The sequence below is a fragment of the Allobacillus saliphilus genome, assembly GCF_018138385.1.
GTDB classification, from domain to species: Bacteria; Bacillota; Bacilli; order Bacillales; family Alkalibacillaceae; genus Allobacillus; species Allobacillus saliphilus.
The window spans coordinates 40709-65115 of record NZ_JAGSIE010000020.1 but is presented as its reverse complement, the minus strand read 5'-3'; the positions used below and the strand labels follow the sequence as shown (position 1 = coordinate 65115).

General features: G+C 38.6%; 32 protein-coding genes. 12 read left to right on the top strand and 20 right to left on the bottom strand.

Annotated elements, in window-relative coordinates; all coding sequences use genetic code 11:
• Positions 1–45 precede the first annotated feature (45 nt).
• The 3 genes from KC820_RS07465 (at position 46) to KC820_RS07455 (ending at position 1642) form a co-directional block, all read left to right on the top strand.
• On the top strand, positions 46–222 hold the full coding sequence (locus KC820_RS07465; protein WP_212369866.1) for a hypothetical protein: 177 nt from the start codon (positions 46–48) through the stop codon (positions 220–222).
• A 470-nt stretch (positions 223–692) separates the two neighbouring features.
• Entirely contained in the window at positions 693–1313 is a 621-nt protein-coding gene (locus KC820_RS07460) for an NUDIX hydrolase (RefSeq protein WP_212369863.1), read from the top strand.
• A 23-nt stretch (positions 1314–1336) separates the two neighbouring features.
• Positions 1337–1642, top strand: coding sequence for a YfzA family protein (locus KC820_RS07455; RefSeq protein WP_212369861.1), 306 nt, complete (start codon positions 1337–1339; stop codon positions 1640–1642).
• 46 nt (positions 1643–1688) lie between these two features.
• On the opposite strand, the gene KC820_RS07450 is transcribed toward KC820_RS07455, so the two are convergent.
• The 3 genes from KC820_RS07450 to KC820_RS07440 are packed head-to-tail and all read right to left on the bottom strand — an operon-like array spanning position 1689 to position 2653.
• Positions 1689–1961: a GNAT family N-acetyltransferase gene (locus tag KC820_RS07450; protein ID WP_212369858.1), complete on the bottom strand. Its 273-nt coding sequence runs from the start codon at positions 1959–1961 to the stop codon at positions 1689–1691.
• Between the two features lie 54 nt (positions 1962–2015).
• Positions 2016–2192, bottom strand: a complete 177-nt coding sequence (locus tag KC820_RS07445; RefSeq protein WP_186279683.1) for a hypothetical protein — start codon at positions 2190–2192, stop codon at positions 2016–2018.
• Positions 2193–2206: 14 nt separating this feature from the next.
• Entirely contained in the window at positions 2207–2653 is a 447-nt protein-coding gene (locus KC820_RS07440) for a hypothetical protein (protein WP_144089635.1), read from the bottom strand.
• A 94-nt stretch (positions 2654–2747) separates the two neighbouring features.
• Here KC820_RS07440 and KC820_RS07435 point away from each other — a divergent pair, with 94 nt between their 5' ends.
• The gene (locus tag KC820_RS07435; RefSeq protein WP_144089636.1) at positions 2748–3017 is read left to right on the top strand and encodes a hypothetical protein; all 270 of its coding nucleotides are present in this window, start codon (positions 2748–2750) and stop codon (positions 3015–3017) included.
• On the opposite strand, the gene KC820_RS07430 is transcribed toward KC820_RS07435, so the two are convergent.
• The 3 genes from KC820_RS07430 to KC820_RS07420 form a co-directional block, all read right to left on the bottom strand.
• Entirely contained in the window at positions 3014–3838 is an 825-nt protein-coding gene (locus KC820_RS07430; RefSeq protein WP_144089637.1) for a GNAT family N-acetyltransferase, read from the bottom strand. The two genes, KC820_RS07435 and KC820_RS07430, sit on opposite strands and share 4 nt — an antisense overlap.
• 84 nt (positions 3839–3922) lie before the next feature.
• Positions 3923–4582: a phosphatase PAP2 family protein gene (locus KC820_RS07425; protein WP_212369856.1), complete on the bottom strand. Its 660-nt coding sequence runs from the start codon at positions 4580–4582 to the stop codon at positions 3923–3925.
• An 11-nt stretch (positions 4583–4593) separates the two neighbouring features.
• On the bottom strand, positions 4594–4854 hold the full coding sequence (locus KC820_RS07420; protein WP_212369854.1) for a hypothetical protein: 261 nt from the start codon (positions 4852–4854) through the stop codon (positions 4594–4596).
• Positions 4855–5071: 217 nt separating this feature from the next.
• Here KC820_RS07420 and KC820_RS07415 point away from each other — a divergent pair, with 217 nt between their 5' ends.
• Positions 5072–6217, top strand: a complete 1146-nt coding sequence (locus KC820_RS07415) for a conserved virulence factor C family protein (protein ID WP_212369852.1) — start codon at positions 5072–5074, stop codon at positions 6215–6217.
• Positions 6218–6452: 235 nt separating this feature from the next.
• Complete coding sequence (locus tag KC820_RS07410) at positions 6453–6650, top strand: cold-shock protein (RefSeq protein ID WP_212369851.1); 198 nt, start codon at positions 6453–6455, stop codon at positions 6648–6650.
• 727 nt (positions 6651–7377) lie between these two features.
• On the opposite strand, the gene KC820_RS07405 is transcribed toward KC820_RS07410, so the two are convergent.
• From KC820_RS07405 to KC820_RS07390, 4 genes are read right to left on the bottom strand one after another with little or no spacing between them, the layout of a single operon-like run.
• On the bottom strand, positions 7378–8076 hold the full coding sequence (locus KC820_RS07405; RefSeq protein WP_212369849.1) for a hypothetical protein: 699 nt from the start codon (positions 8074–8076) through the stop codon (positions 7378–7380).
• Complete coding sequence (locus tag KC820_RS07400; RefSeq protein ID WP_212369847.1) at positions 8073–8816, bottom strand: hypothetical protein; 744 nt, start codon at positions 8814–8816, stop codon at positions 8073–8075. The genes KC820_RS07405 and KC820_RS07400 overlap by 4 nt, the downstream gene beginning before the upstream one ends.
• Complete coding sequence (locus KC820_RS07395; protein WP_212369845.1) at positions 8803–9699, bottom strand: ABC transporter ATP-binding protein; 897 nt, start codon at positions 9697–9699, stop codon at positions 8803–8805. The genes KC820_RS07400 and KC820_RS07395 overlap by 14 nt, the downstream gene beginning before the upstream one ends.
• Complete coding sequence (locus tag KC820_RS07390) at positions 9696–10076, bottom strand: GntR family transcriptional regulator (RefSeq protein ID WP_212369842.1); 381 nt, start codon at positions 10074–10076, stop codon at positions 9696–9698. Before KC820_RS07390 ends, KC820_RS07395 begins: the two co-directional genes overlap by 4 nt.
• Before the next feature lie 174 nt (positions 10077–10250).
• Between KC820_RS07390 and KC820_RS07385 the strand changes: the two genes are divergently transcribed.
• Positions 10251–10700: a YaiI/YqxD family protein gene (locus tag KC820_RS07385; RefSeq protein ID WP_212369839.1), complete on the top strand. Its 450-nt coding sequence runs from the start codon at positions 10251–10253 to the stop codon at positions 10698–10700.
• Between the two features lie 51 nt (positions 10701–10751).
• On the opposite strand, the gene KC820_RS07380 is transcribed toward KC820_RS07385, so the two are convergent.
• The gene (locus KC820_RS07380) at positions 10752–12173 is read right to left on the bottom strand and encodes an amidase (protein ID WP_212369836.1); all 1422 of its coding nucleotides are present in this window, start codon (positions 12171–12173) and stop codon (positions 10752–10754) included.
• Between the two features lie 334 nt (positions 12174–12507).
• On the opposite strand from KC820_RS07380, the gene KC820_RS07375 reads away from it, so the two are divergent.
• The 3 genes from KC820_RS07375 (at position 12508) to KC820_RS07365 (ending at position 15306) form a co-directional block, all read left to right on the top strand.
• Positions 12508–12912 (top strand): FixH family protein, encoded by a 405-nt coding sequence (locus tag KC820_RS07375; RefSeq protein WP_212369833.1) that lies wholly within the window; start codon positions 12508–12510, stop codon positions 12910–12912.
• A gap of 189 nt (positions 12913–13101) precedes the next feature.
• Positions 13102–14040 (top strand): hypothetical protein, encoded by a 939-nt coding sequence (locus tag KC820_RS07370; protein ID WP_212369830.1) that lies wholly within the window; start codon positions 13102–13104, stop codon positions 14038–14040.
• A 336-nt stretch (positions 14041–14376) separates the two neighbouring features.
• Positions 14377–15306 (top strand): mechanosensitive ion channel family protein, encoded by a 930-nt coding sequence (locus KC820_RS07365; RefSeq protein ID WP_236782565.1) that lies wholly within the window; start codon positions 14377–14379, stop codon positions 15304–15306.
• 504 nt (positions 15307–15810) lie between these two features.
• Here the strand turns inward: KC820_RS07365 and KC820_RS07360 are convergent.
• The 6 genes from KC820_RS07360 to KC820_RS07335 form a co-directional block, all read right to left on the bottom strand.
• A complete protein-coding gene (locus tag KC820_RS07360) occupies positions 15811–16503 on the bottom strand; it encodes a DUF1129 family protein (protein ID WP_144088919.1) in 693 nt (230 codons plus the stop codon).
• A complete protein-coding gene (locus KC820_RS07355) occupies positions 16500–16826 on the bottom strand; it encodes a PadR family transcriptional regulator (protein WP_144088918.1) in 327 nt (108 codons plus the stop codon). The genes KC820_RS07360 and KC820_RS07355 overlap by 4 nt, the downstream gene beginning before the upstream one ends.
• Positions 16827–16952: 126 nt before the next feature.
• Positions 16953–17828, bottom strand: a complete 876-nt coding sequence (locus KC820_RS07350; RefSeq protein ID WP_236782564.1) for an SDR family oxidoreductase — start codon at positions 17826–17828, stop codon at positions 16953–16955.
• An 88-nt stretch (positions 17829–17916) separates the two neighbouring features.
• Positions 17917–19515 carry an ABC transporter permease gene (locus tag KC820_RS07345; RefSeq protein WP_212369827.1) on the bottom strand — a complete coding sequence of 533 codons (1599 nt, stop codon included), beginning with the start codon at positions 19513–19515 and terminating at the stop codon, positions 17917–17919.
• Positions 19512–20411, bottom strand: coding sequence for an ABC transporter ATP-binding protein (locus tag KC820_RS07340; RefSeq protein WP_212369824.1), 900 nt, complete (start codon positions 20409–20411; stop codon positions 19512–19514). Before KC820_RS07340 ends, KC820_RS07345 begins: the two co-directional genes overlap by 4 nt.
• 13 nt (positions 20412–20424) lie before the next feature.
• Complete coding sequence (locus KC820_RS07335; protein ID WP_212369822.1) at positions 20425–21060, bottom strand: TetR/AcrR family transcriptional regulator; 636 nt, start codon at positions 21058–21060, stop codon at positions 20425–20427.
• A gap of 146 nt (positions 21061–21206) precedes the next feature.
• Between KC820_RS07335 and KC820_RS07330 the strand changes: the two genes are divergently transcribed.
• Both KC820_RS07330 and KC820_RS07325 read left to right on the top strand, forming a co-directional pair.
• Positions 21207–21602 carry an ion channel gene (locus tag KC820_RS07330; protein WP_212369819.1) on the top strand — a complete coding sequence of 132 codons (396 nt, stop codon included), beginning with the start codon at positions 21207–21209 and terminating at the stop codon, positions 21600–21602.
• Between the two features lie 79 nt (positions 21603–21681).
• A complete protein-coding gene (locus tag KC820_RS07325) occupies positions 21682–22107 on the top strand; it encodes a cupin domain-containing protein (RefSeq protein WP_212369816.1) in 426 nt (141 codons plus the stop codon).
• A gap of 189 nt (positions 22108–22296) precedes the next feature.
• Here KC820_RS07325 and KC820_RS07320 read toward each other — a convergent pair whose 3' ends face one another.
• From KC820_RS07320 to trhO, 3 genes are all read right to left on the bottom strand, one after another.
• On the bottom strand, positions 22297–22446 hold the full coding sequence (locus KC820_RS07320) for a hypothetical protein (protein WP_212369814.1): 150 nt from the start codon (positions 22444–22446) through the stop codon (positions 22297–22299).
• A 193-nt stretch (positions 22447–22639) separates the two neighbouring features.
• Positions 22640–23290 (bottom strand): SDR family oxidoreductase, encoded by a 651-nt coding sequence (locus KC820_RS07315; protein ID WP_212369811.1) that lies wholly within the window; start codon positions 23288–23290, stop codon positions 22640–22642.
• A gap of 127 nt (positions 23291–23417) precedes the next feature.
• Positions 23418–24398 carry an oxygen-dependent tRNA uridine(34) hydroxylase TrhO gene (gene trhO / locus KC820_RS07310; RefSeq protein WP_212369808.1) on the bottom strand — a complete coding sequence of 327 codons (981 nt, stop codon included), beginning with the start codon at positions 24396–24398 and terminating at the stop codon, positions 23418–23420.
• Between the last annotated feature and the right edge of the window lie 9 nt (positions 24399–24407).

Genomic DNA, 24407 nt, shown 5'->3' with positions numbered 1-24407 from the left:
GGAGTAAGTTTTTAAGCACTGACGTCGGTCGGTGCTTTTTTTGTGGTGAAACATTTTAATGTTGAAGATTTTCGATTTAATGTTGAAGAAATGCGGATTGACGTTGAAGGTTCGCGGATTGACGTTGAAGAAGTGAGAATTAATGTTGAAGGTTCGCGAATCAACGCTGAAGAAGTGAGAATTAATGTTGAAGGTTCGCGAATCAACGCTGAAGAATTGTAAATTAACACTGAAGAAGCACGGATTAACGCTGAAGAAGCGAGAATTAACACTGAAGGTTCGCGAATCAACGCTGAAGAAATATAAATTAACACTGAAGAAGCACGGATTAACACTGAAGAAATATAAATCAACACTGAAGAAGCACGGATTAACACTGAAGAAATATAAATCAACACTGAAGCAAATAAACTCGCCTACGAGTTCAAATTAATCACTTCAGCACAATAATCAGACATGCGACAGAGGCGATTGCCATGGCATAATAGCCAGACAGCATAAAGCGATCTTTATCCTTCCCCTTTCGATGCTCAAAAACAATTGTGGTCACAAAAAACAATATAGCTAGTGTAAAAATCCAGGCGAGAATCATCTAAGTTTCAACTCCAATCAAATGAACTATTAGCAGTAATACTGAATATACTTATAATCCTTGTTATAATTAGAGTAACACAAAACCGGAGTGAAACGAGATGAAGAAAGAAGAATTGTTAGAACGAATCGAGTCCCATCAACCTGACATCTTAGGAATGCCAAATACGAGAGAGCATGCAGTCATTTTGCCTTTGATCGAAAAAGAAGATGACTTACATATTTTATTTGAAGTTCGATCGCAGCGAATGCGAAGACAACCTGGTGAAGTATGCTTCCCTGGAGGCAAAATTGACTCAGGAGAAACCCCCGAAGAAGCTGCATTAAGAGAAATGCATGAGGAGATTGGCGTTCACCCTAGCGAAGTCTCTTTTATCCGAAAACTCGGCATGGTGACCACACCCTTTGGCGTAAAGTTGCATGTGTTTACCGGCTTTTTACCAACAATTTTAAACCTTACCCTAAACCCAGATGAAGTCGAAGAAGTGTTTACCGTACCTTTTACTTTCTTCAAGAACAATCCTGCGACTGACCATTATATTCATATGCATATCGAGCCGGATGAAAAGTTTCCAACTGAAGATATACCTAACGGAAAGAATTATAAGTGGCAAACAGTGCAATACCGTGAAAACTTTTATTACTACAAAAACTACGTTATTTGGGGACTGACAGCATTAATCGTAGCAGACTTTATGGAACGTTTTCAGATACGGCACTAACTAATAATAAGGGAGGTGAACAAATGACGAATAAACAAAAAAGGAAGCGAAATCGTTTAAGCTGGTGGATTTCCTCCCTAAGTTTATTTTTTGTTTTTTTGATCATATTTTTTATTATTGACGGAACAATTTTTGAGCCAAAATTAAATGATTCAGATCACATAGCAGGTAAGGCTGCAGATTGGCTTGAAGAATCAAAACTTTTTAATAGCTGGTTCGCCCCTTTTCACTTTGCATGGTTTAATCTGGCTACACTTTTATATATTATTGTTTTACTTGTAAATGCAATAGCAGACACTTTTTCATTGAAGCGAAATAAACAGCACTAAAAATGCGTAAATCTAATACAAAGAAAAAGCACTGCAAAATGCAGTGCTACCCTTTATAAACGTCTTGGTAATCTTCATTTTTTGCCAGCTTCTTATCCGCATATGGGCAAGAAGCTACTAATTTCTTATCTTGTTCACGAGCGTAATCAACCATGGCATCAACAAGCTTTCCACCCGTCCCAGTGCCTTGCATTGATTCAGATACCTCTGTGTGCGTGACTTCTAATGTGTTCGCATCGATTTCTTCAAACACAATATGCGCATCTGGATTCGACTCTTCACCTATAAATAATTGATTAACACCTTTTTTAATCTCCATGTAAAAGCCTCCCTTTGAACGTTCTCTTTATAATATTCCCGAACGACTCGAAATTTAAAACACAATGTCAATGGTGTGGTCGACATTCATTTCAACTGACTCGATCGCAGACGATTTCTCTTCAAATTTTCCTTGTTCTTTAAAATAATTGAACATAAAGTAAGTAAATAGTGTGACGATCACAATAACTAGCAAAATAACAATAACAGCAAGCGACCCTTTATTCTTCATTTTGAATACTCCTTTCAAGTATTGATTTTTGAATGAATACGTATGTATTTTTCATTTTTCTCATGCCACCCAACAAAGATGAGAATCATTGCTAGAATCGTTCCTAGTAACAAAATAAGCCACCAAACCCCAGCATATTCACGTAATGCTTGTAAGAAGGGGATGCCACTTTCAATCATCTTTCCAAAAACCAAGAAAAAGATGATTGATCCGATTGTTTTCAACCACTCTTTCAACGCAAAAAAGACAACGCCTCTTTTTCTCGTTTTCTTCCACTTCCGATAAAATCTTTCTTCGGTTACTGCCTTCTCTTCAAACTCGAAAATCATCGTAACTAAGAATAAGGTCGATATAAATACATAATAAAACGTTTGATAATAAATGTCCAAATAGAATGGAATGGAAAATAAAATCATATATAACACAAGGACAACTGCTAGATTGACCTTTCGCTTAGCCAAAAAATCCACCTCTAACATAATTTAATCATTTCATCTCTTATCATACTACTGCAACACCTGCGTAAAATGAAAGTAAGACAGGCAGGTGTTGACCATGACATTTCTTCATTATGCGATTGTGTTTATTATCATACTGATTTTTACCGGCATACTCCGATTTCTTCAGCTTCAAAACCAAATTTGGGTTGAGCTATACGTATTTGTGTTTGCGCCATTGATGGTCCTCTCGCTCTTATGTCTCTTACTTGTCTTTATACAAATAAAAGCAGCCGTCTTTTTAGAGATCGGCCGCTTCCTGTTTATCTATTCTATTTTAGGAGTCATTCTCGGTTATTGCTGGCAACTAATTATCAAACGGCATTAAACTTCATATTTGTAAAAATGCTGTGTTCGATAAATTTCAAAGCCGACAGGTTGATATAAGTTTTCAATCGAAACGTTTTTCGTATTCACTTCTACAAAAATAGAATGACCATCTTCTTTTTCCTGTCTGACTACTTCAATAAGAGCGCTTTTTCCAATACCCATTTTTTGATATTTCGGATCAATCACAAACCCGAAAATATAACTTTCAAGTCCTTCTGATTTTAAACGAATCTTACCGACCGACTCTCCTTCATATTCAATCATATAAAGGCGATGTGCCAGTTCCTCTTTATACATCCGTGTCATGCCTTCAGCTTCTTCGCGTGTTAAACCGAAAGCTTCGCGGTCAAGCTCGACAATTCGATCGAAATCTTTCTTTTCTGCAAAACGCAATTGGACATCTAATTGTTGTGCAGGCAATTCAGTTGCTTTCCAACGCATCTCATACTCTGAATATGCATATTTAGCGCCAATTTCAGCCAATGTTTTCTCTGCGTCCTTTGCATTTTCAGGTGCACTAATATAAATCGTATCCACACCATTTTTACGAACAACCTCAGTAGCCTCATCTAAAAGTTTCGTGAAAATTCCTTTTTGACGATGCTCGGGATGAACCATACCACTTAATTCATAAGCTCCCCCAATATAATAAAGTGCAGCGTACCCTAACAATTGACCACCTTCATAATAAAAGAAATCCTCATCATCGGATTTGCGGTCAACTAAAAAGTACCAATCCAACTTCAATTCAACTTGATCTGCTTCCTCAGAAAGCATTTTTAAACGATCAATCGAACGTAATTGATCTGGAGTCAACATGTAAAATCCCTCCTCTTCCCCCTTGAGGTGAATGTCTTTTTATTGTATTAAACTGAATCAAAATTCCAAGTTTTTAGCTCGAAATCATGTATTTTTTTGTATTCTTATTTCCAAAATGGCGATATTCGTTGCAAGCCAGGCAAATCCGAGTAAGAATCCGCCAATGACATCACTCGCAAAATGGACTCCTAAATAGACACGACTGAACCCAATCAAGAAAATCAGAATGCTTAGGACGACACCAACAATCCATTTGGCAGCCAACGGAAATCGGCTTCGGATCATTAAATAAATAATAAACCCATAAAACACCATCGGTCCTGTCGAATGTCCACTTGGAAAACTGTAGCCCGTGCCGTCATATTCCTCGATAAGATTGGGCCGTTCTCTTTCGAAAAGTTCTTTTAAACCTGATGTGAGAACTGCAATCCCTATCATAGTAACAGCAAAATGAAAAACGCGCCATAGGCGATTATTTGGATAAAAAAACAAGATCAGCCCAACAATGATTGTCCCTGTAGTAATCAGCCAAACCGCGCCTAATTCGGTAATGAATCCAAAGAGTGAATCCAGTGTATTTGATTGAATGGATGAAACAAAATGAGAAGCCTTCTGATCGATTAAGAACTTTTCTTTTTCAAAAACATCTTCTGCTATTTCAGCAAACAAGAAAAAGGCCCCGCCAATGACGACAATGGCCAACAAGATCCAGATGATGTTTTTTTGAAAGAATTGTTTAAACAACATGATTCACCCTAAAAGACGATTGATGAAAAGACCATTTTCAATAAATAATCCACAAACGTAAAACCAAACAGTGCGACACTTGCAACAAGTAACCCTAACGAAACATATATATTAAAGGCTTCTTCGTGTTTTTTCCAGTAAAGTAACGTATAAACGGCATAAATTAAACCAATCAAGAAGAATACTGGCCAGAAAATAATTGTTTTCGGGCTTACGAGTAAATAAACGACATAAATGCTAAGTAAAAGGTAAGCTGGTATATTTCCCATTGATATCCTCTCCGGTTCCGATGAACATATGTATATCTAATATGATTAACTGCTCTTAAATATATTTGCTCAATGCGATATTTATTAACTATTTACCACAATTCTTTCAAATGTAATCTTTTATCGTTAAATGGCTATACACTGGTTTGCCTTTACTAACGCGTACACTCGCTTTTCAACCTTGTTTTTTGCTAAGATGGGGGTAGAGGTGATTGTGATGAAAATTAAATCCATTGAACCGACTCCAAGTCCATATTCAATGAAAATTAATGTGACGGAAACATTGCCAGATGGCCAAACGGAGAACTATAAATTAGGTGATGACTTAACCGATGCACCTACATATGCAAAACAATTATTTGAAATCGAAGGCGTGAAAGACCTTTATCGTGTCATTGATTTTATTGCGTTGGAAAGGAATCCAAAAGTTCCATGGGAAGAAATCTTACCTCAAGTAAAAGAAGTTTTTGGTGAAGAAGAAAGCGATGAAGTGAATGATGTTGGACATTCGGAGCAACCAGAAGAAGAAGCTTTCGGCGAAGTGAAGGTTTTCTTACAGGTGTTCAGAAATATCCCTGTACAAGTTAAATTGGAAGATGATGAAGGTGAAACTCGCTTCGGGCTTGATCAGCGTTTTATGCATGCCGCGATGGAGGCGTCTGAAAATGCGGATTACTTAGCTGAACGTAAATGGGTCGAGCAAGATCCACGTTACGGAAACCCAGGTGAAATCGGACAGGACATTGTCGATGAAATCGAAGCTTCCTACGATGAAGAGCGATTGAATCGACTTGTTGAGATGGCAAAGGCGAATGAAACTACAGGTCGCTCCGTTTTTTCAGAGCCGATTACGATAGAAGATTTAGAAGTCGACGATTGGAAAGAACGTTACCGGAAGCTTGAGCGCATGCCTGATCCAACCGTCGAAGATCTACCAGTGTTGGATAAAGCGTTGGAAGACCCGAAGATGTCCATCCGTCGTTTGGCAACTGCCTATTTAGGAATGATTGAAGAAAAAGAAGTCCTTCCTTATTTGGAGAAAGCTTTAAAAGATAATACGGTCACCGTTCGACGTACTGCTGGCGATTGCATGTCTGATGTTGGATTTACAGAAGCAATCCCTGCCATGATCGAATCGTTAGAAGATAAAAGTCGCATTGTCCGCTGGCGTGGTGCGATGTTTTTATATGAATACGGCGATGAATCAGCCATTCCTGCTTTAGAGAAAGCATTGGAAGACCCAGAATTTGAAGTGCGCATGCAAGCAAAAATGGCACTCGGCCGAATCCAAGGTGGAGAAGCTGCACAAGGCTCCATTTGGAAGCAAATGAGTGAAATGATTGAGAAAAAAAATAAAAATTAATCAGCTGTATAGCCTATTTTAAAAGGCTTATTTAATGATTTAGATAAACTTTTTTCTAATCAATACAGAAAATGGTATCTTTTTTAAATAACCCGTGGTATACTAAGTTTAACTTAATTGTTCGGCTAGCAATACAAGATCCAGGTTTCATCTTACGAGGTAGAACATCGTCTTGAATTATTATAAGAACAACCAAAGTAATACTCGTGCAAAAATGCACAACGGAGGAATTTCTATGAACACAGGTTCAGTAAAATGGTTTAACGCAGAAAAAGGCTTCGGTTTTATCGAAGTTGAAGGTGGAGACGATGTATTCGTACACTTCTCAGCAATTCAAGGCGAAGGGTTCAAAACTTTAGAAGAAGGTCAACAAGTTACTTTCGATATCGAAGAAGGCAACCGTGGACCACAAGCAACTAACGTTGTAAAATAATTCAATTGAATTAGTGAAAAGCTCTTCTGGTGACAGAAGGGCTTTTTATTTTGGTTAAAAATATAAAAATGAACAGATTATATTGTTAGCGGTTGGTTGATTGTTGATCGTTGAGGTTTGACTGTTGATAGAAGTGGGAAGCTTCAGGATTTGCTTGTCTTCCGTGCGTCTCGATACTTAAATGAGTGCTTGTCCACCGCGAAATGTCGTTGAGCGCGTGTCTCGATACTTAAATGAGTGCTTGTGCATCGTGAAATGGCGTCGAGTACGTGTCTCGATACCCAAATGAGTGCTTGCGCTGCGCGAAATGGCGTCGAGAACGTGTCTCGATACCCAAATGAGTGCTTGCCCATCGAGAAATGGCGTCGAGAACGAGGATTAATCGAAGCTTAAGGATTTACTTATCTTCCGTGCTTGACAGAAGCTCTCGACCACGCAAGCTTAGGGATTTGCTCGGCTTCCGTGCTTGATAGAAGCTCTCGACTACGGAAGCTCCGGGATTTCCTCGGCTTCCGTGCTTGATAGGCGCTCTCAACAACGGAAGCTTCAGGAATTGCTTATCTTCGGTGTCTGATAGGCGCTCTCCATAAGGGTATCTCTGCCGATAAAGTATTTCTAGATGTCGATAAACGATTGATAAAAAAGATAGACGACAACTCCTACACAACATGCAGGAATTACCGCCGTTTTCAATAACCAGTATTACTAGATCAACTTCTTCTTATCTTCACTCAATCTCATGCAACAATCCATCTCCTCGTAGTTCCACTTCCAAATCATTTGGTATGGTCAATTGAAAACCTTGATAATAAAAGTTACTTAACTTATGAAGCCGACGATCATCTAATTGATTAGTACCCACATAGTGATTGATGAATTCTTCTTTCGAAATAATGGTCCGTGAGATGGAGTATTGGTCATGTGGAATGCCAAGAAACAATTCTTTCCCTAATAGCGTTACGTCAGGATATTTAATGTTATCCTCAGGCACCTCTATTCCCTGAACATAAAATGTTGATGGGCGATAATAACTAATTTCAATAATCGGTTTATTATCTTCTCGCCTTTTTATACGGATCTCCGTTTCTGACTCTACAACTAAGTTTTCATACTCGTCAAAAAAGTCATATTCCCATCTACCTGCTAATGTAAATGCATCAATTTTTTCAAATGAAACTGGCGGATCGGCATAATATTTGTCCAAAGTTGATTGATAATCATCATGCAATTTTACGTCTTCTGCCATTATATCCACTTGTGTAATAAAAATATAATAAACAACAATAGACATAGCTAGAATCACACTATAAATGAAAACGTTTCTTTTTCCACGACTCTTTTTTCGTTTAGTTCTATTTGTTCTTTTCAATAAAAAATATGCCAACAATAACATCAAGATAAGTGGTAATATAGCCATTCCAGTCATGTACGCACCTCCATTCGTCTGGTAAAGAGCATGACGATTGTATAAATGAGAATAGAGAACCCTAGTACTTTCAAGAACAGCACCCACCATTCCGTTTCCATTGAAAAAATCATGACGAGTTGCCCAATCCCGAGTGTCCCTTCAATTTTCGTATCGAGAACGATATTCCCAATAATCAAAGCAGGTAAAATGAATATAAAGGCTTGATTCCAATTTACAAGTTCTCCAACGAAATAACCGACCGTCGCAAGCAAGAAGGCTAAGCTGATGGTAACAATTGCGCCGATAAAGATTTCTTTAATTGTATATGGTTGGGCGATAATTACGGAGTCGGTTGAATAAAACAGAAAATATAAAGCCTTTCCAAGAAAAATAGAAAAGAATCCAATCAATCCTCCAATTACACTCGCAAATCCGATATATAAAATCGATGACATGTGACTTGTGAACCGATTGGATACAAAGCTGAAATCCATTTCACGAAAAGCAGGACGTGCCAAAGTCCAGCCGACGACGAACGCCCAAATGAGCACAAAGATAAAAGCTAAATCACTAGAAACATAGGTAATATCAGCTTTACCATATTCATTTGTACTAAATGAAGAACTTCCACCAAACGCCGATGAAAGCACCGCAAACACGAGAAGACCAATCAAAATATTGAATAAGTGCCAATTCATTTGAATTTTGAACTTGGTTGAAAGCGTTATGTAATGCCATGTTTTTTTATTCAAAGACATGATCGATCCCTCCTCGTTTTGCTTTGGTTAAATACAAACAGACGTCATCAATCGAAACAGGTGAAAATTGAACATCTTCTTTCTCTAACTTTCGTTTTGTCTCTTCTGTTAAATCGCCTAAAATCACTTGATACACTTGATTTCCGCTCAATTCTTCCTCATGTAAAATCTGGACATCACCAGGCAAATGACTGAGTGATTCCTCGCTACCCGTTAACCCGTAACTTTTCTCTTTCAACTGATCGACCGATTCCTGGATGACAAATCTACCTTCATCGATCAATAAAATCGTTTCCAACACTGTCTCTAATTCATTCAATAAATGACTGGATAAAATAATTGTCCGAGGATGCTTTATATAATCTTTCAATAATGCACGGTAAAAATCTTTACGAACAGAATAATCCATCCCTGTTGTCGGTTCGTCGAAAATCGTAATTTTCGTCCGAGCACATAAACCGATAATCATATTGAATGTACTTATCTTTCCCTTTGACAACTCACTATGCAGTTGATTCGGTCGAAAAGAAAAATAGTCGAATAATCGTTGAGCTAGTGTCTGATTCCAATTCGGATAAAAACGAGCAGCGGTTTGTAAAATATCCGCTAGAGTAATTTCTGAAGAAAAGCTCATTTCGTCATCAACAAAGATTAAATTCTCCGAAACGAACAAGCTATCAAACGGATCTTCACCGAGGACACGCACTTGTCCATCAGTCGGATGATAATAGCCAGCTAAACATTTCAGCAACGTTGATTTTCCCGCACCATTTCTTCCGATTAAGCCAATAATTTTATTTTCTTCAATGGAAAAATTGATCGCATTCAATGCATGTAGCCCACCGTATTGTTTTGTTAATCCCCGAACATCTATTACCGTCATTCTTCTTCCCCCTCTTCTTCATGAATTCTCCGTAACATTTCACTTAACTCATCCATCGAAACATCCAAGTAATTTGCCTCTTTAACAATCTCACGAAGCATTCGCTTCAACGTTTTATTTTTACGCTTTTCTCTAATGATGTTTACTGCTTTTTCCTCAACAAACATCCCGAGACCTCTTCGCTTATGAACAATCTCTTCCTCAGCAAGCAACTTCAGTCCCTTTGCTGCGGTGGCAGGATTGATATTGAAACGATCGGCAAGCTGATATTGTGAATAAATTTTTTCACCAGCCTCTACACGCCCAGATAAAACTTCATTCTCCAACCATTCAGCAATTTGAATATAAATCGGCTTATTGCTTGCATGATCTAACAAATCCTCCCACCTCACTTTATGTATCTAATTTAGAATCAGTACATTACTGCACTAATGCACTAGGTATATTATAACTATATATGGATGGATTCATCTTGTCAACGACTTTTGAATCGTTCAATATTAAAAGAAGTATCGTATATACGCTTTAGTCGGAATGGAAGGAGAAAAACCATGAAAATAATCGTTGATGCAGATGCGAGTCCAGTTAAAAACGAGGTCATTGAAGTTGCGGGTGAGTTTGGGTTAGGGGTTTTACTCGTCATGAGTTACGCCCATTTTTCGGCTGAACGGTATCCAAGTTTTGTTGAAACAGTGTATGTTGATTCAGAAAGTGAAGCGGCCGATTATAAAGTGATGCAATTGGCAAATGCCGGAGATCTAGTCATCACTCAAGATTATGGGTTAGCTTCTTTAGTGCTTTCAAAAGGATGTTCTGCGATGCATCATAAGGGCTTTTTATATACTCATGAAAATATTGACCGGTTGTTGACTTCACGCTATTTAAATCAACAAGCACGAAAAAGCGGTCAACGATTTAAAGGACCTAAACCGTTCACCGGCGAAGAAAGAGAAATATTTCGCGAAAAATTAGTTCGCATCGTAAAAGAAGCGGTCGAATAAATAAAAAACCTCTCGCCCGAACAGTCTGTTCAAGCAAGAGGTAGAGTTAACTTATAGTTTAATTTCTTTGTATTTATGGAACCACGGTTGTTCTTTTTCAATTTGATGCGCCAGCTGGAATAATAATTCATCTTCTCCTAAGCGTCCAAAGAAGTGTGTTCCTACTGGTATTCCTTCCTCTGTCCAATGTGTCGGAACACTCATCGCTGGTTGTCCAGTAGCATTAGCAAGTGGCATGAACGGATTGTAGTTCAACATGTTCTCGAGCATCGGTCCATATGCTTCTGTCACGTCTTTCTCTTCACCTGTTTTCTTCGGAAGCTGATTCATCGTCGGTGTCATCCAAACATCATATTCCTGGAAAAAAGACATAATCTTTTCGGATTCAATCGCAGCAAACACCCGCGCTTCTTCATATTCAGCCGCCGAAATATTTTGGCCGTACTTCATAATTTCATAGGAAAGCGGTTCGACATTGTCACGCGTGACTTCTTTACCAACCATTTGTCCCATATGTTTAATCATGACTGAACCTGTCGACAACCAAATATTAATGAATGCATGGGCTACTCCTTCATAGTCGTAAGCCGGTGTTGCTTCGACAACTTCATGGCCCAAGTCTTTCATTAATTGAACGGATTGGTCGAGATTCTTTCTTGTCTCAGCATCAAGCTCTACTTTTCCACCTGCATCATAAGTGACGGCAATTTTAAGCCTGCCCGGAGAATGCTGTGATTTTTCCGCAAAATCTGTGCGCTTCTTGAAAGAAGGATACAAAGATCGCGGCACACCACCATTTAAAACATCCAATAAAGCTGCACTATCACGAACCGAACGGGTAATCGCATGGTTGATCGGAAAATGGTTAATGTATGGTGGGTATGGCAGTCTACCTCGGCTCGGTTTGAATCCAAATAAGCCGGTTGCAGAAGCTGGAATCCGCAATGACCCTCCTCCATCATTTCCATGTGCAAAAGGAACGAGTCCAGCCGCTACTGCAGCTGACGTGCCACCACTGGAACCACCTGGTGATCGATCTAACGCCCACGGATTCTTCGTCGGTCCAAATAAAGTCGGCTCCGTCGTTGGCAAAAATCCAAATTCCGGTGTATTCGTTTTTCCTAAAAACACAAGCCCCGCTTTCTCATAACGATCCACGAGCTCATCATTCTCTGGTGCGATCACATCTTCATGAAGCTTCGAGCCACTTGTTAACGGCTGATTTTTAACCGCATTCAAATCTTTAATTAAAAAAGGCAATCCGGCAACAGGGCTTGCAGCTAGATCAACATGTTTAACTTGTTCTTTCGCTTCATCAAACATTTCATGGACGACCGCATTCAACGTCGGGTTGTAAGTTTGTATTTGTTGTATGTAAAAGTCGGTTAATTCTGCTGCGGTAATTTCGTTTGCATCCAGAAGCTCTTTTTGTCCAAGCGCATCTTTTTCTAATAGTTCTTCAAAGTGTTTCAATAGTTCCTCTCTCCTTTTTTACTTTCTTCAACACGGTAACTTGCTCACCAAAAATTACGAAAAAACGAACTAACCAAACGTGGTAGATAAAGAAAGATATCGGCAAAATTAAACAAAAAATCCAACCAAGGGTTATCTATCCTTCGCATTTTCCCAGACTTTTTTCGGCCATCCATATGTTCATGGTCTTTCACCAGATCGATTCCTCCTCGAATGCCTTAAATGCCTTCTAATTATTAATCTTATCTAAAAACAAACGAAATGCAAAATTCTTTGTATTAATGGTTGGGTTCTGACGTTTAGGGTAAATCTCCAGATAGGAGGTTGAAGATCGATGAATAAAATTTTACAGGTAGTTTTCTGGATTGCCTCTCTTTTGTTATTTACCGCATGTGGAGATGACCAAGTTGCTAGTGAAGATGAAATTACACCAATGAATAAAGTGATTATTGAGATTCAAATGGACAACGAAATGAATGTTGGCCAACATAACTTAAAATCCCAAATCTATTATGAAGGTAAGCCATTAAAAGAAACAGAACAAATGATGTTCGAAATATGGATGGCGGATGGTGAAGGTGACCGTGAAGTCGTGAAAGGCGAACATCAGGGAGAGGGTATTTATACCGCTGGATTTCATTTTGATCGAGATGGTCTCTATTATGTACAAGCACGCGTTGATGCGAAAGATGAACATGTTCAAACAAAAATGAAGATTGACGTTGGTGATACGGAATAGCAAGGTTTAAATATATTATCGGATGAAGAATAGTGGTCCGTGACAGGCATACCCCCTTTGCTGTTCGCATACAAATATAACCGTAGTTTATAATTTCGGTGTTGCAAAATAATTTATTTACATTCAAAAGTTTTTTGCAGAAAAATATGCTACTATATTTATATAGGAATATTAAGGGGGTCAATTTTCATGAAAAGAATTGTAGGAGCTTTGCTATTACTGTCAGTCTTGTTTTTAGCTGCATGTAATGGTGGTGACGATAAAAGTGAGAAAGAACAAGTCGTTGAAGCATTTAAAAATACAGTTGAGGCGACTAGCTTTGAATCGGTCAGTAATGTAGACATTAATTTGGAAGGAAACTTTAGCGACCCAACTGTTGATCCATACTTACAGATGATCAATGATATGGAAATTAGCTTCGATAGTATCTATGATAAAGAGGCTGGAAAGCAACAAGTGACATTTAACTTAAGTGGCCAAATGGCGCCAATGTCGATCAACTTGAGTGTACCTTTCTTACAAGATTTAGAAAGTGAGAAAATTTACATCCGTACGGACAGCTTAGTTGAAAACTTTGGCATGATGTTTCCATTACCACAGGAGTTGAATGGAAAATTACTAGAAGTTGATTTAGCTGAACTAGAACAAGCACAAGGTACTGAAGAACAATTGGATCCAGAAGAATTGTCGGCACAAGCACAAAAAATCATTACGGATATCATCAATGAAAAGAATGAAGATGATTTTTCAAAAGATGACGATGTATACACGATTCAATTAACAAAAGAAGACTTAATTAGCTTAATTGAAAAAAGTGGTGAATTGTCTGGTGATGCACTGAGCGGAGAAGAAATCGAACAAATGAGAGCTGATCTAGAAGAAGCTGCAGAGCAAACGACCATTCACAAATCTGAACTTCAATTGACAATCGACGACGATTTAATCAAAAATCAAACATTCGTTGCTGATGTAGAAGTAAGTGAAAACGGTGAAGACATGCGTATTGGGTTAACGCTTGATACAACATACAAAAACATTAATGGAGATGTCGAATTTTCGATCAATCCTGAAGAAGAAGAAATCATTACTCCAGAAGAACTTCAAATGTTCCAAATGCAAGGTTTCTAGTAAGACTGAACGGGTGCCTCGAGAGCCGATTGGCTTTTGAGGCATTTTTATACCGTGATCTTCGGAAAAACGTTTGACGTATACCTATGTATCGAACAAACTAATAATATGAATTTTGATTGAAAAGGAGACTTCACCTTGATTGATTGGTCATTTTTAAAGCAATTGGATGATTTCGATGTGCTAAAGTCTATCGCAATCACGATCGGAATTTTTATAGTATTTTCTTTGTTTCGGAAGATTTTTACCAAATATATATTCAAACTTATACTAAAAATAGCGAATCAAAGTCCTACATCGCTATTTAACAATATATTGTATGCCTTTGAGAAACCGATGCGTTGGCTCATTGTCATCATCGGAACTTATGTGGCATTAGAATATTTCCCTTATTTCGATGAAACACATTATGTATTTAAACGATTAATCAGTGCATCAATTATCGTTCTAATCACGTGGGGATTATGGAACTTATCATCGGGAACATCTGAGGTATTTAAAAAAATCAACGAGTATTCAGATAACAAAATCGATGAAATTCTCGTTCCCTTCCTGACGAAAGTACTCCGTTTCGTCATCGTTGCGATTAGTATCTCGATTATTGCACAAGTGTTTGGGTACGATGTCAATGGATTCGTCGCTGGGTTAGGTCTCGGTGGTTTAGCCTTTGCGCTTGCGGCTCAAGAAGTCATTAAAAACTTATTCGGTGGGGTTGTCATCATTACGGAAAAACCTTTTACACTAGGAGATTGGATTATGACGCCGAGTGTCGAAGGGACCGTTGAAGATATTACATTTCGAAGCACGGCTATACGTACTTTTGCCGACTCAGTCGTCATCATACCAAACGCAACTCTCTCGAATGAACCGATTACGAACTGGAGTAAGATGGGCAAACGACAAATTAGTTATGATCTGAAAATCAGCTCCCACACACCGAAAGAAAAACTTGAACATTCGATCAAACAAATTCGCAGCTATGTAGAGAACCACCCAGATATTCATCCAGAAACAATTTTTGTGAATTTTACTCGGTACGAAACCGATAGTTTAAATGTTATGTTGTACTTCTTTACGAAAACGACTGACTGGGGAGATTTCTTATCTATTCAAGAAGAAATCAACTTCAAAATCCTTGAAATCCTCAGCAAAGAAAACATCAAGGTCGCTGTTCCAGCACAATCTTTGCGTGTAGAAGAAGAAGGCCTTGTAAAAAGGAACCCATTAAAAGTGAAAAGAGTCCCTTCAAACAAAGGGGAAAATTAATGTATGAAGCACCAGCTGACCGGCTGGTGCTTTTTTTGATATGCATTCTTAGCCAGAGCGACTTTTCTCCCCCGCTCGAGGGTATAGGATGCCCTATAAGACTTTCCAGCTTCTTTTTATAATCACTCGGGAGGATAGAGCGCTTCTATTCAACTTTGCGATCTCTTTTTAGGATCACTCGGGAGGATAGAACACTTCTATTCGACTTTTCAATCTCTTTTTATGATCACTCGGGAGAATAGAGCGCTTCTATTCGACTTTGCGATCTCTTTTTATAATCCCTCGGGAGGATAGAGCGCTTCTATTCAACTTTGCGATCTCTTTTTAGGATCCCTCGGGAGGATAGAACACTTCTATTCGACTTTGCGATCTCTTTTTATGCTCACTCGGGAGGATAGAGCGCTTCTATTCGACTTTGCGACATATTTTTCTACTCGTTCAAGTATTTATAGCGCCTCTACTATACTTTATCAGATTCCTACCCTACCCATAATGTGAGTCTCGCTACGCTTTTTTACTTTTTCCATTAAATTTAAATATGCTATAGACGATAAGTCCTAACATGAGTCCTAAAATTAAATAACTATAAACCGGAACTTCAAATGATTCACCAAAATTAGGCATAAAGTAAATTGGTATAAAGAAAACTCCAATACTAAAAACGCTAATTAACCATAAATAAAAGAAATCCAAGTACTTATTGAGGTCCTTAAATGTTGACCACTTTAAATATTCAGTAATGACAAATAAAAAGAAGAATGCTATGAACAAGGAGAGTGTGGATTTGACGATGGCCGTGCCAAGAAAGATTTCATCCATCGGGCTTCCTTTACCAAAAATATAATACATAATCGTATCAATTAATCCGTTAAATATGAGCACGGACGCAAAAAATGAAAAACTTCCTAGCAAAAATAGATTGAACCGTTCTTTTGTCATTGATTTCGGTATTTCTCCAAGCAACTCATTCGCATACTGTTTCGGATTGTCACCGAACACCTCAGTGAATTCTTTGCCTTCTTCTTGAGCTTCCAACAAATGATCAAGAAGCTCATTTAATAACTCCTCAGTTTCCTGTTCCGATTTTAGAAATGATAAACGAAGGTAGACCAGCATGTCTTCATAATATTTTTCGTTTTCTTCATTCAACATTTCTCGTTTTTCGTTATTCAGTTTAATTAATTCTTGAGAATTCATCCCTTTTTCCTCCCCATTAATTGATCGACTGGCTTTTTAATGGCTTCCCAGTTGTATAGAAACTCTACTAGTGCTTCTCGACCTTTGTCAGTGATGTAATAATATTTTCGGTTCGGTCCGCTCGGTGATTTCTCCATCTTGCCAAAAATCAGATCATCTTTTTGTAATCTCAAAAGAATTGGATAAATGGATCCTTCACTAACCTCCAAACCTTGATCTTGCAGTTTTTTCGAAAGTTCATATCCGTAGACCGTTTCATTGGAAATAACGGCTAACAGACAACCTTCTAAAACTCCTTTTAATAACTGACTTCGCATGGACACAAGTATCAAATCCTTTTTTATCTATCTTGTAATACATGATAGTATATCTTTCGGTATATTGCAATACAAGATAGCAGATTAAAAAAAAGAACCCGACACATCAATCGGATTCTTCTTCCCGAATAACTACCCGTTCAAGATAGCACCACCATTTACGTGTATCATCTGACCGGAGACATACGAGGAATCATCACTTGCTAGATAAACATAAGCTGGTGCCAGTTCAGACGGTTGGCCTGGCCGCTTCATCGGTTGGCTTCCACCGAAGTTGTCAACGTGTTTTTCAGAAAATGATGCTGGGATTAATGGTGTCCAAATAGGTCCTGGTGCGACCCCGTTCACCCGAATGCCTTTTCCGACAATATTTTGAGAAAGGGAGCGGGTAAAGGAGGTAATCGCTCCTTTAGTAGCTGAGTAATCAATTAACATCGGATTCCCTTCATACGCTGTGATGGAAGACGTATTAATGATACTGCTCCCTTCTTTCAAGTGTGGCATGACAGCTTGCGTTAAATAGATCATTCCAAAGAAATTCGTTTCGAACGTGCGCTTTAGTTGGTCACTTGTTATATCCATGAAGTCTTCTTGAACATGCTGTTCACCAGCATTGTTGACGAGGATATCGATTTTCCCAAACTGATTAAGCGTCTCATCGACAATTTGCTTGGAGAATTTTTCTTTTCCGATATCCCCAGCAATCAGTAAGCATTCGCCGCCATCTTTCTCTATCAATTCCTTTGTTTTGTGCGCATCTTCATCTTCGTCGTAATATACGACAACGACCTTTGCACCTTCAATGGCAAAGTGGAGACTGACAGCTCTACCGATTCCGCTATCTCCTCCAGTTACAATAGCTACCTTATCTTTCAGTTTATCGCTACCTTTATAGCCTTCACGAATGTATTCAGGCTCTGGGGTCATTTCACTTTCAAAGCCCGGTTGACGAGATTGTTTCTGAGCTGGAGGTGTCATTTTTCCATTTTGTTTTTCCATACCAGACATGTAATCTCTCCTTTATCGAAAATAAGATACATAAATATTTTACCCATTTTCGATAAGAATCAATCTCACCGTCCAGCTATCATTAGAATTAGCCTTGAATATCTCGTTTGGAATAAAAGCTAAGTCCGGCGATAACAAAGATAACGACTACCCCTGATAATCCCAAAAACGGTATGACTTCAAACTCGTCAACAGGAAGTTGTGAGACATGTCCGAATGGCGTTACGTTACTAAACCATTCATCTAATTGAAATAGATTCCCCATATAAACGACGATGAATGAATAGACTAAGTAAACCCACGTAAGGGATAGCACATTCGGCTTCAAACCAATTAATAAGGCGGATAAGCCAATCATGACGAACATGGCAGGAATATATGCGATTGATGCACCGATTATCGTTCCTAATGAAACAGGATTATCCATAACCATTGAACCTGCTGCCCATAAGCCAATTCCTGAAAGAACAACAGACACGAACGCATTGATGACTGCGACCGATAAGTAACTGGCCATCATTGTTTTTCGGGAGACAGGCTTTGCATAAAGCAATTCTAACCTAGATTTCTTTTCTTCACTGTATAATTTGTTCATTGAGATCAGTGCAGGAATCGTAGCAATCATTGCCATAACTGTCATGATAATCGAAATAAACTGGTCTGCAATCGAATATCCTTTTTCTTGAACAAGAATTTTTTCTATCATTTCATTTCCTTGGAAAAATGAATCCAAGTCACCTAACACAGATCCATATGAGATTCCTAATAAGAGCATACCAACAGCCCAGGAAATAAAAGCTGTTCGTTGCAAGCGGAATGCTAAACCAAAAGGACTCAGCAGATTGTTAGCTGCATGGGCATTCCCAGGTTTAGAAGGAAATAACCCTGCCTCTAAATCCCTTTTTGCATTCAACCGGTAAGCAAGCAATAGGATTACAAAGGAAAATGCCCCCATTAATAAGATGGGCCACCAATGATTTTCCGTAAAAATCATTGTTTGTGTTGTCCAACCGAGCGGGGAAAGTAACGACAATGTTTCATTCCCGATATCACCGATTGCACGGAGAACGTAGAAAAATAGTAAAAGACCAATCGACCAACCAGTAGCTCCGCGAGAACTATCAGATAGCTGAGTAAATAAACTCGCAACAGCCACAAAACAGATGCCCGTTCCCCCGAGTGTGGCTCCATAAAGAAGTGACCCTTCTATCCCAATACTTTCAATCGGCTGTACCATGAAACCAATTGCAACTAGTGCAGCAAGAACGACATTTACAAGCACAACGTACATCGTCGCTGCATGGATTGTTGCTAACCGTCCTACCGGCAAGGCACGAATCAACTCAACCCGACCTTCCTCTTCATCCGTACGAGTATGTCGTACAAACAGCAGAATACTCATAATCCCTACAAACACTGCAGTAATCAATACCATTTGATGTGCAGACATAGCACCAATGGTATAATTGTCCAAATCCCCTCTGCCGACCATCGCAACCATCGCAGGATTTTCCATTGTCACAGCCATTGCATCACGGTCCTGTTGATCAGGATAGAGACTTTGAAAGGAACTCGGGATGATCAATGTGAAAAATGTTAACGCAAAAATCCAGATGGAAGCACGTAAACGATCACGTCGAATCGTTAATTTAAACAATTGAAAAGAACGTGTGAATAACTCACTCATTCAACCACCTCATCAGTTCCTTCATAATGACGCATAAACAGGTCTTCCAAAGTAGGCGGCGCGCTTTCAAACTTTTGAATCGGATATTGGCTCGCAAACTTAATTACTTGGTCCATCTGCTCAGCATTTACTTGAAAACGATACGTATTCCCGTCTTGATTCACGTCATGTACACCATCGACATCGCTCAAGCCCTCAAGATTCGAAGTCGTTTCTAGCAAAACTTGGTGACGTGTTAAGTGACGCAATTCTTCTAAACTACCTTGTTCAATAATTGTTCCATCTCGTATAATCCCAACTCGATCGCAAAGCTTTTCGACTTCAGATAAAATATGACTGGACAATAATACGCTCTTTCCTTCTTGTCGTAAATTCCGCACATCTTCTTGAAAAGTCTGCTCCATTAATGGATCCAATCCTGATGTCGGTTCATCAAAAATATACAAATCTGCTTCAGACAACAACGCTGAAACGAGGGCGACTTTTTGTCGGTTTCCCTTTGAGTAAGTACGACATTTTTTAGTTGGATCAAGTTTATAGCGTTCCAGTAATTCTTCACGCTGTTTCGTCTGACGTCCGCCACGCAGCTTAGTAAACAAATCGATGACTTCTCCTCCGGTTAAATTGGGCCATAAATTGACATCACCTGGCACATAAGCAATTCGGCGGTGAATCTTCATCGAATCGCTCCAAACATCCTTTCCGAAAATCGTAGCTTGACCTTCAGTTGCTTTTAAAATTCCCAGTAAAATACGAATCGTCGTCGATTTCCCCGCTCCATTCGGACCGATAAAGCCAAAAACCTCTCCTTTTTTAACGGAAAAATTCACTTGATTCAGTGCAGTAAAATCTCCGAATCTCTTCGTTAAACGCTTAATATCTACTACATTTTCCATCCTCGTAACCCCCTTATTGGTAATATACTTTTTTCAGCAAATTCAAATACTCATAAAACTCATCCCAATATTCTTTCAAGTTCATCGAATGAATCTGTTTACCTTTCAATTTTTGTTCAAGCTCTTGTTGGTATCCATCAAGTGACCATCGAACTAGGTTCAATGCTTTTTCTGGATTTATATCATCTTTGAATAATGAAAGATCAATATCTTTATATAAAAGGTCATAGGCTTGCTGTCGTAATAGATTAATCTTCTTCTGAATGTCATTCGGCAGTTCGGCGAAATCTTGTAAAATAAGCGTACTCATGAAATTAAATACATGCGGCTCTTCACCCATATATTCACTTTTTAGACGCGCGGTGACATAATATCGTTCAATGAAGTCACCCTTCGCTTCCTGGATGGCTGTTTCCAGTTCGATAACCATTTGTGAATAAATTCGATCTAAACAATAGTGCATTAAGTAAGTGTATAAGTCTTTTTTGCTATTAAAATAATAAAACAGCATACCTTTTCCAATTCCCGCTTTTTTAACAATCCGGTTGGTCGAGGCATGCTGAAAATCATAGGCGCTAAATTCTTCTAAAGCCGCTTTTATAATTTTTGATTTTTTATCTGAATCTAATTGCTCAAATTTTTCGTGCAAGTTTAACCCTCCAAGTTGAGATGTTTTCTAATTCGACCACTACGGTCTATCAAAGTTACCATATATAGACCACTCTGGTCAAGGGTTGTTTTTGTGGTTTAACAATCCATCTTTTAGTGAACTATTTACTTAGGGGGTGGCCGACCATGACGACAATCCTCATCGTAATCGCATTATTAGTAATAGTTGTTAATCTGTTTTACTTTTTCACCAATAAATCGTATAAAAAAAGTTATTTTCATTTAGCATTGTTCATTAAACTATTTTTCGTATTATCTATTATCACTGTAGCATTTGCACTTCTTTATTATGCTATCGGTCTACAGGGTACATCATTAATGAAAAATTCGACGAATGAACCAGTTGAAACGACTTTCTGGAATACACTATATTATAGTGGTGTTACCATGCTATCAGTCGGGTATGGCGATTATGTACCTGTTGGGATTAGTCGCTTCTTTTCATTAATTCAAGCCTCGCTCGGATTTTTATTACCTACGGCTTATTTTTTGACGGCATTGGGCCAAAAAGAGTCCAAATAAATTGTATCTTTTCAATAATTAATGTACATTAATTATAGTTAGGTTTTAATTATAATCATTATAAATAAGGAGGATTTATATGGAGTTAAAAGATTATGGAGCAAACCCATTCGTGACAGATATTGAGGAAGCCACGAAACAAAACGAGAACTATCGGACAGCGCTTTGGACAGGGAAAAATCTACAGGTAACGTTAATGAGTATCGCTGTCGGTGAGGACATCGGATTGGAAGTCCACAATCACATCGACCAATTCTTACGCATCGAAGAAGGCGAAGGCCTTTGCCAAATGGGTGACAGCAAAGACAATCTAGATTTTGAGAAAAAAGTAGGACATGATGATGTCGTTCTTGTACCTGCAGGCAAGTGGCATAATGTCACCAACAAAGGGGACAAGCCCTTAAAACTATATTCCATTTATGCACCGCCAGAACATCCACACGGTACCGTTCATGAAACAAGAGCGATTGGTATGGAAGCTGAAGAGCACCATAATCACGAGTAGATTTTTTCGATAGTGAGATTGCAAAACACCCGTACGATGATTAGAGTTTATCGTACGGGTGTTATTTTTCGCTTCGTTAAAACACTTCGCTTTTCACAGTCATGGTTCCAACTCCCTAAAATTAGCATTTTGTTTGAATGAGGTGGTTATTCAGTTCGCGTTATTCAAACGGCCCGGATAGGTTAGTATTCAACGTTCAGTATTAATTCGCACTTCTTCAGTGTTATTGTATATTTCTTCAACATTAATTTGCGGCTCTTCAACATTAATCGGTGCTCCTTCAACATTAATTTGAAGTTCTTCAACATTAATCTGCGGTTCTTCAACATTAATTTGCAATTCTTCAACATTAAATCGTGGTCCTTCAACATTAATTTGCTTTCCTTCAGTGTTAATTACTAGATGAACTATTCCGCATTACATTGAAGACAATTGCGTTTATTGTGGAATCTCTCTTAATCTATAACCCAGAACGAGTTGACTTGACTAATTGAGGATTGACACTTTTATCTAAGTCACAATCATCACTTCTTTACAACTGATCGAGAGCATCCTCGACTCCTTGATCACCAGATATTAAATCAAAACTTTTATATTCAGTCGACTTCTTATCCAAACAAGCTACAAGCACGCGTGCGACATCTTCACGGGACACCGTACCTCGTTCAATGATATCCTTACTACCTATCTTAATTTTAGCCGTACCTGGATCATTAATAAGTCCTCCAGGCTTTACGATTGTATAAGCCAACTTACTTCGTTTTAGCTCTTCGTCAGCAAAATGCTTTGCTACATAGTAATGAGCGATTTTTTCATTCCAATTTTCTCGATTATTTGCTTGAAAAGCACTGACCATTAAAAATCTGTTAACGCCCGCAACTTCCGCTGCCTTAATCATTTTAGTCGCGCCATCCAAATCGACTCTTAATGTCATATCTGCTCCTGTTTTTGGTCCCGAACCGGCTGTGAAAATGATTGCATCAAATCCTTCAACAGTTTGTTTCAATGACTCTACTGAATCGAGTAGGTCTGCTACGGTCGTTTGTATACCTTTTGACTCAAAATAGTCTTTTTGCTCTTCGCTTCGAATCATCGCAACAGCTTCATGGTTCCCTGCTTCTTTGAGCAATTGCGTTACATGCCTACCAATCTGCCCATTCGCTCCAACGACAAGCGTTTTCATAGTTACATACTCCTTTCTCTAAATGGAATTCTATCCTCAATTAAATTTTAGGTACTACTACTTAATTCCCTTCCCTCATATTCAAAAAACCGAACCACCTATTGGTGATTCGGTTGCTATATAAATACTATTGGGCTTGTTTCTTTGCATGTTTTTGTTCTTCTATTGCTTGAAGCTTTTCATCAATTTCTTCGTCCGTCATTTTATGCTCAATGGCGTAACGGTTCCTTGGATGCACACGGCATTCATGTGAACAGCTTCTCATATAGAAATGTTCACTTTCTTCAGACATAATGATTTGTTCATTACATTCAGGATTGGCACAGTTTACATAGCGTTCACATGGCTCTCCAGTGAAATAATCACGACCGACCACGACATGTTTCACTTGGTTAATCGGCACACTGATTCGCTCATCAAATACGTAACATTGGCCATCCCACAGCTCTCCCTTTACCTCAGGGTCTTGTCCATAAGTGACAATTCCACCGTGTAATTGACCAACATCATCAATGCCTTCCTTTTTCAGCCATCCAGTGAATTTTTCACAACGAATACCGCCTGTACAATAAGTCAGTACACGTTTTCCTTCAAGCTTATCTTTATTTTCGCGGACCCATTCAGGCAATTCACGGAACGAGCGAATATCCGGGCGTATTGCTCCACGGAAGTGTCCGAGATCATATTCATAATCATTTCTTGCGTCTAAGACAACGACATCATCTCGTTGTAACTCTTCGTAAAATTCCTTTGGTTCTAGAAATTCAGCTGTTTCTTCGGTTGGGTCAGTGTCTTCTTCACCAAGTCGAAGTGTTACGAGCTCGTCGCGATGTCTTACATGCATCTTTTTGAATGCATGCCCATCAGATTCATCAATTTTAAAAACCATATCTTTGAATCGCGGGTCGGCATGCATCGTATCCATATACTTTTGCGTTTGTTCAACTGTACCGGAAACGGTACCGTTAATACCTTCCTCCGCAATTAAAATTCTTCCTTTTAACCCTAAATCCTTACAGAACGTCAAATGTTCATCAACGTATTCCTCTGGATTTTCAATTGTTACATACTTGTAGTAAAGCAAAACACGATATGCTTCTTTTTCCATGTCAAAACC

Coding starts and splice junctions, on each gene's coding strand:
- KC820_RS07460 (WP_212369863.1), top strand. CDS start 693: ATGAAGAAAGAAGAATTGTTAGAACGAATCGAGTCCCATCAACCTGAC.
- KC820_RS07455 (WP_212369861.1), top strand. CDS start 1,337: ATGACGAATAAACAAAAAAGGAAGCGAAATCGTTTAAGCTGGTGGATT.
- KC820_RS07450 (WP_212369858.1), bottom strand. CDS start 1,961: ATGGAGATTAAAAAAGGTGTTAATCAATTATTTATAGGTGAAGAGTCG.
- KC820_RS07445 (WP_186279683.1), bottom strand. CDS start 2,192: ATGAAGAATAAAGGGTCGCTTGCTGTTATTGTTATTTTGCTAGTTATT.
- KC820_RS07435 (WP_144089636.1), top strand. CDS start 2,748: ATGACATTTCTTCATTATGCGATTGTGTTTATTATCATACTGATTTTT.
- KC820_RS07430 (WP_144089637.1), bottom strand. CDS start 3,838: ATGTTGACTCCAGATCAATTACGTTCGATTGATCGTTTAAAAATGCTT.
- KC820_RS07420 (WP_212369854.1), bottom strand. CDS start 4,854: ATGGGAAATATACCAGCTTACCTTTTACTTAGCATTTATGTCGTTTAT.
- KC820_RS07415 (WP_212369852.1), top strand. CDS start 5,072: ATGAAAATTAAATCCATTGAACCGACTCCAAGTCCATATTCAATGAAA.
- KC820_RS07410 (WP_212369851.1), top strand. CDS start 6,453: ATGAACACAGGTTCAGTAAAATGGTTTAACGCAGAAAAAGGCTTCGGT.
- KC820_RS07405 (WP_212369849.1), bottom strand. CDS start 8,076: ATGACTGGAATGGCTATATTACCACTTATCTTGATGTTATTGTTGGCA.
- KC820_RS07400 (WP_212369847.1), bottom strand. CDS start 8,816: ATGTCTTTGAATAAAAAAACATGGCATTACATAACGCTTTCAACCAAG.
- KC820_RS07395 (WP_212369845.1), bottom strand. CDS start 9,699: ATGACGGTAATAGATGTTCGGGGATTAACAAAACAATACGGTGGGCTA.
- KC820_RS07385 (WP_212369839.1), top strand. CDS start 10,251: ATGAAAATAATCGTTGATGCAGATGCGAGTCCAGTTAAAAACGAGGTC.
- KC820_RS07375 (WP_212369833.1), top strand. CDS start 12,508: ATGAATAAAATTTTACAGGTAGTTTTCTGGATTGCCTCTCTTTTGTTA.
- KC820_RS07370 (WP_212369830.1), top strand. CDS start 13,102: ATGAAAAGAATTGTAGGAGCTTTGCTATTACTGTCAGTCTTGTTTTTA.
- KC820_RS07365 (WP_236782565.1), top strand. CDS start 14,377: ATGCGTTGGCTCATTGTCATCATCGGAACTTATGTGGCATTAGAATAT.
- KC820_RS07360 (WP_144088919.1), bottom strand. CDS start 16,503: ATGAATTCTCAAGAATTAATTAAACTGAATAACGAAAAACGAGAAATG.
- KC820_RS07350 (WP_236782564.1), bottom strand. CDS start 17,828: ATGTCTGGTATGGAAAAACAAAATGGAAAAATGACACCTCCAGCTCAG.
- KC820_RS07345 (WP_212369827.1), bottom strand. CDS start 19,515: ATGAGTGAGTTATTCACACGTTCTTTTCAATTGTTTAAATTAACGATT.
- KC820_RS07340 (WP_212369824.1), bottom strand. CDS start 20,411: ATGGAAAATGTAGTAGATATTAAGCGTTTAACGAAGAGATTCGGAGAT.
- KC820_RS07330 (WP_212369819.1), top strand. CDS start 21,207: ATGACGACAATCCTCATCGTAATCGCATTATTAGTAATAGTTGTTAAT.
- KC820_RS07325 (WP_212369816.1), top strand. CDS start 21,682: ATGGAGTTAAAAGATTATGGAGCAAACCCATTCGTGACAGATATTGAG.
- KC820_RS07315 (WP_212369811.1), bottom strand. CDS start 23,290: ATGAAAACGCTTGTCGTTGGAGCGAATGGGCAGATTGGTAGGCATGTA.
- trhO (WP_212369808.1), bottom strand. CDS start 24,398: ATGGAAAAAGAAGCATATCGTGTTTTGCTTTACTACAAGTATGTAACA.